Origin of the sequence: Pseudonocardia sp. D17, assembly GCF_036984265.1 — a bacterium.
In the GTDB taxonomy this organism is placed as follows: domain Bacteria; phylum Actinomycetota; class Actinomycetes; order Mycobacteriales; family Pseudonocardiaceae; genus Pseudonocardia; species Pseudonocardia benzenivorans.
Map to the genome: position 1 here is coordinate 1 of NZ_BPRG01000161.1, position 4,511 is coordinate 4,511.

General features: G+C 75.9%; 4 protein-coding genes and 1 pseudogene. 2 read left to right on the plus strand and 3 right to left on the minus strand.

The features are described from left to right. The 3 genes from PSD17_RS23440 to mraZ all read right to left on the minus strand — a co-directional run. Positions 1–596 (minus strand): hypothetical protein (locus tag PSD17_RS23440; protein ID WP_339124524.1); only part of this gene is annotated, 596 nt, incomplete at its 3' end. Between the two features lie 79 nt (positions 597–675). Continuing rightward, positions 676–1,656, minus strand: a complete 981-nt coding sequence (gene rsmH / locus PSD17_RS23445; RefSeq protein ID WP_339124525.1) for a 16S rRNA (cytosine(1402)-N(4))-methyltransferase RsmH — start codon at positions 1,654–1,656, stop codon at positions 676–678. 253 nt (positions 1,657–1,909) lie between these two features. After that, on the minus strand, positions 1,910–2,341 hold the full coding sequence (gene mraZ / locus PSD17_RS23450) for a division/cell wall cluster transcriptional repressor MraZ (protein WP_013674922.1): 432 nt from the start codon (positions 2,339–2,341) through the stop codon (positions 1,910–1,912). 502 nt (positions 2,342–2,843) lie between these two features. Here mraZ and PSD17_RS23455 point away from each other — a divergent pair. After that, a complete protein-coding gene (locus tag PSD17_RS23455) occupies positions 2,844–3,809 on the plus strand; it encodes an AAA family ATPase (protein WP_233899453.1) in 966 nt (321 codons plus the stop codon). A gap of 5 nt (positions 3,810–3,814) precedes the next feature. Continuing rightward, positions 3,815–4,511 (plus strand): annotated as a pseudogene (locus tag PSD17_RS23460) (DUF58 domain-containing protein); the annotation flags it as partial.

Below are 4,511 nucleotides of genomic sequence, written 5' to 3' on the forward strand. Positions count from 1 at the left end.
GGCGGCGGGGGCGGCGGGGCCGGGGCGGTGGCCGCGGCGGGTGTCCCGACGACGGTGACCGAGCCGTCGGCCGCGACGACGAGGCGTGCCGGGTCGTCGGCGGGCACCATGCCCAGCTGCGTCGCACGCTGGGCCAGCGCGGGCGCCGCGTCGAGCGCGGCGACCTGCTTGCGCAGCATCTCGCTCTGCTCGGTGAGGTCGCGCGTCCTGGTGCCGGCGTCCTGCAGCCGGTAGGAGTCGGCGGCCGCGGCGGTGGACAGCCACAGCGTCGCGACGAGACCGGCGGCCAGCAACACCATCACCAGCAGGACGAACTGGGCCCGGCCCGCGGGGGCCGCCCCCGTGCGCGGGCCGCGGACGCCGACGACGCGCCGCAGCCGGTCGTCGCGCCGGGCGTAGGCCCGCTGCGCGGCGGTGCGCGGCGCGGCCGCGCGGGTGGTGCGCGGGACGGCCGCCGTCGCGGTCCGCGACCGCTGCGCCGGGACGGTCGCCGCGCGCGCCCGCCGGTCACGGGCGCGCTGGGCGGGGACCTGCGAGGACCGCCGGGCCCGGGCGGGCGCCGCGACGTGCTGGCGTTCGGTGACTGGCGCGCTCATGACGACCCCCCGGTGACGGCGCTGGTGACGACGCTGACGACGGCGACGGCGGACCCGTGGTCGCCCGGACGGCGGGTCGTCATGCCGCCTCCCGGATCCGCTCGGCGGCACGCAGCCGCACGGAGGCGGCCCGCGGGTTCTCGCCGACCTCCTCCTCCGACGCCTGTTGCGAACCGCGGACGAGCAGCCGCAGCTCCGGACCGTGGCCCGGCAGCTCCACGGGCAGGTCCTGCGGTGTCGTCGACACCGACCTGGCCGCCAGCTCCCGCTTGACCAGCCGGTCCTCGAGCGAGTGGTAGGACAGCACGACGATCCGGCCGCCGACGGTCAGCGAGTCGATGGCCGCGGGCACGGCGGCACGCAGCGCATCGAGCTCGCCGTTGACCTCGATGCGCAGCGCCTGGAACGTCCGCTTGGCCGGATGGCCGCCGGTGCGCCGCGACGCGGCGGGCACCGTCTCGTACAGCAGCTCGACGAGCTCGCTGCTGCGGGTGAACGGCCGGCGGTCGCGCGCCCGGCCGATCGCCGCGGCGATCCGGCCCGCGAACCGTTCCTCCCCGTACTCGCGCAGGATCCGCGCGAGCTCGGGAACGGCATAGGTGTTGAGGACGTCGGCCGCGGTGGGACCGGTCGTCGGGTCCATCCGCATGTCGAGGTCGGCGTCGCGCGAGTAGGAGAAGCCACGCTCGTCCGCGTCGAGCTGGAGGGAGGACACCCCCAGGTCGAACAGCACGCCGTCGGCCCCGGGAAGCCCCAGCTCCGCGAGGACGTCGGCGATGCGGTCGTAGACCGCGTGGACGAGGTGGGTCCGGTCGGCGAACGCGACGAGCCGACGGCCCGCGAGCTCCAGGGCGTGCGGGTCGCGGTCGAGACCGACGAGGGTGAGCTCGGGGTGCGCGGCCAGCAGCGCCGCCGAGTGGCCGCCGAGGCCGAGGGTCGCGTCGACCACGACCGCCGGTCGTCCGGCGAGCGCGGGTCCGAGGAGCTCGAGCACGCGGGGCAGCAGGACGGGGACGTGCCTGGCCCCAGCCGGCCCGTCCTCGTCAGGGTGCTGCCCCACCGTCCACCTCGCCCACCGTCGCCGCCACCACGGTCCTGCCGCTGTCGTTCCGCGTATGCCGACGGCCGGGCGCACGAGCCCCCGATCGCCGCCTCTCGGCCCGCACTCCCCAGTCGGGCCGGTGGTCGGCGATGTCCTCTCCCGGGTGCCGGGTGCCCGCCCGTGGGACGACCTGGCGCCGGGGAAGGTGCGTCAGGGCTGTCCCACTCGAGGGGGGCGGCCACGGCCCCCGGGAGGGGGCACCGCCGATAGGTCAGATCAGTCCGGGAAGAACCTCCTCCTGCGCCTTCGCGTAGTCGTCCTCGTGTCGCTGCTGGTAGTCCGCCCAGGCCTGCGCGTCCCAGATCTCGGCGCGGGTGAACGCACCGATCACCACGCAGTCCTTGGTGAGACCGGCATAGCGGCGCAGCTCCGGGGTGATCGCGATCCGGCCCTGCGCGTCGGGGTTCTGCTCGTCGGTGCCGGCGAACAGGTTGCGCTGGAACGCCCTGGCGGCCTCGTTGGTGAGCGGCGCGGAGGCGATCTTCGCCGCCATCTCGCCGAAGGCCTCCCGCGTGAACACGTAAAGGCAGTGGTCCTGCCCCTTCGTGATCATCAGGCCACCTCGGAGGTCGTCACGGAACTTCGCGGGCAGCGTGAGCCGCCCCTTGTCGTCGAGCTTGGGGGTGTAGGTGCCGAGGAACACCGGCACCACCTCCCCCGAGGGCCCGCTTGCTCCAGTGCGCCCCACCCTACCCCACTTCGTCCCACCGTCAACACGAAACGCCTCCTGTCACGCCCCCGATCGGCGGATTCGTGCAGCTCAATGACGGTGGGGCGCGGTGGGGTCCCGGAGCCGGACCGACCGCCGCCGACGCGGCCCGGCCCGGCCGCCGAGCCACTCCGGGGCCGCGATCACCCGGTCTTCCCGGCCGCGGTGGGGCGTGGTGGGGAACGCGGGGGTGCCCGCCGACGAGACCATGGGGAAGGGTGGGGAACCGGGGGCGCGCCGGCACGGGTGCGGTCACGGGATGTGACGCCACTCGTCCGAGCGAACCTGCGGCGGGCCGTTTGACAGACTGGGGTCGACGACCCGCGCGCATCGCCCCGCCGCGCGCGACCACCCGTGCACGACCGAGAGGACGACGGTGACCACCACGAGCAGCCGGTCCGGGCGGCCCCGCACGGCCTCCGACACCGACACCGACCTGCCCGCCGTCGGCGCGATGGCGGACGTCACGTCCCGCATCGCGGCGAGCGTCGGGCGGGTGCTGGTCGGCAAGCCCGAGGTCGTGCGCGTCGCCCTCGTGACGCTGCTGGCCGAGGGCCACCTGCTCGTCGAGGACGTGCCGGGCGTCGGCAAGACCTCGCTCGCGAAGGCGCTCGCCCGGTCCATCGACTGTTCGGTCAGCCGCGTGCAGTTCACCCCGGACCTGCTGCCCGGCGACATCACCGGCATGTCGGTCTACAACCGGCACACCAGCGAGTTCGAGTTCCGGCCCGGACCGGTGTTCGCCAACGTCGTCATCGCCGACGAGATCAACCGCGCGTCACCCAAGACGCAGTCGGCGCTCCTGGAGTGCATGGCCGAGGACCAGGTCACCGTGGACGGCGCCACCTACCAGCTGGCCGCACCCTTCATGGTCGTCGCGACGCAGAACCCCGTCGAGATGGACGGCACGTTCCCGCTGCCGGAGGCCCAGCGCGACCGGTTCACCGCCCGCGTCTCGATCGGCTACCCCGACCCCGCCGCCGAGCTGGCCATGGTCGACGAGCACGCCGCGGCCGACCCGCTCGAGACGCTGCGCCCGGTGACCGACGCCCGGACGGTCCGCGGCCTCGTCGACGCCGTGCGACACCTGCACATCGCCCCCGAGGTCCGGCAGTACTGCGTCGACATCGTCGCCGCCACCCGCTCGCTGCCCGACCTGCGGCTCGGCGCCTCACCGCGCGCGACGCTGCACCTCGTCCGCGCCTCCCGGGCACAGGCCGCGCTCGCCGGCCGGCACTACGTCGTCCCCGACGACGTGCAGGCCGTCGCCGTGCCGGTGCTCGCACACCGGCTCATGCTCACCCCCGAGGCGCAGGCCGCCCGACGGTCGGCGGCCGACATCGTGCGCACCCTCGTCGCGGGACTGCCCGTTCCCGTCCCGGCCGCGCGCTCCGGGAGCTGAGGCCGGTGGCGGCTCCCCGCGCGACCGGCTCCGGGGGCAGGTCCGGGCGGCCCCGCTGGTCGTCGGGTCTGACCGTGCGCGGCCGCTGCCTGCTCGCGGGCGGCATCGCGACCGGGGTCAGTGCCGTCGTGCTCGACGAACGCGACCTGCTGCGGCTCGCCCTGTTCGTCGTCGCGCTGCCGCTGCTCTCGCTGCTCGTCGCCGCCGTGACCCGGCGGGTGGTGCGCGCCGACCGGACCGTCGACCCCGCGCGGGTGAGCGTCGGCGCCGAGTGCACCGTCGACGTGCGGCTCTCCGGCGGTCCGCTCGTCGGCGCGCTGCGCGTCGCCGACACGGTGCCCGACGCCGCGGGCCCGCGGCCCTCCGCACCACCGCGGTTCACCGTGCACCGGCTCCCGCCGCGGACCGGTGTGCTGCTGCGCTACCCGCTGCGGCCGGTGCTGCGCGGCGACCACCGCGTCGGGCCGCTCGTCGCGCGGGTCACCGACCCGCTCGGGCTGGCCGAGTTCCCCCGCCGCTACGGCGGCGCCGACCGGCTGCTCGTGCTGCCCGCGACCGTCGACCTGCACGGCCTGCCGTCCGCGCTCGGCGGCGGTGAGGGCACGCCCGGCGCGGTCGTCGCGCACCAGGGCATCGGCGAGCCCGACGTCATGGTCCGGCCCTACCGGTCCGGCGACGAGATCCGCCGCGTCCACTGGCGGG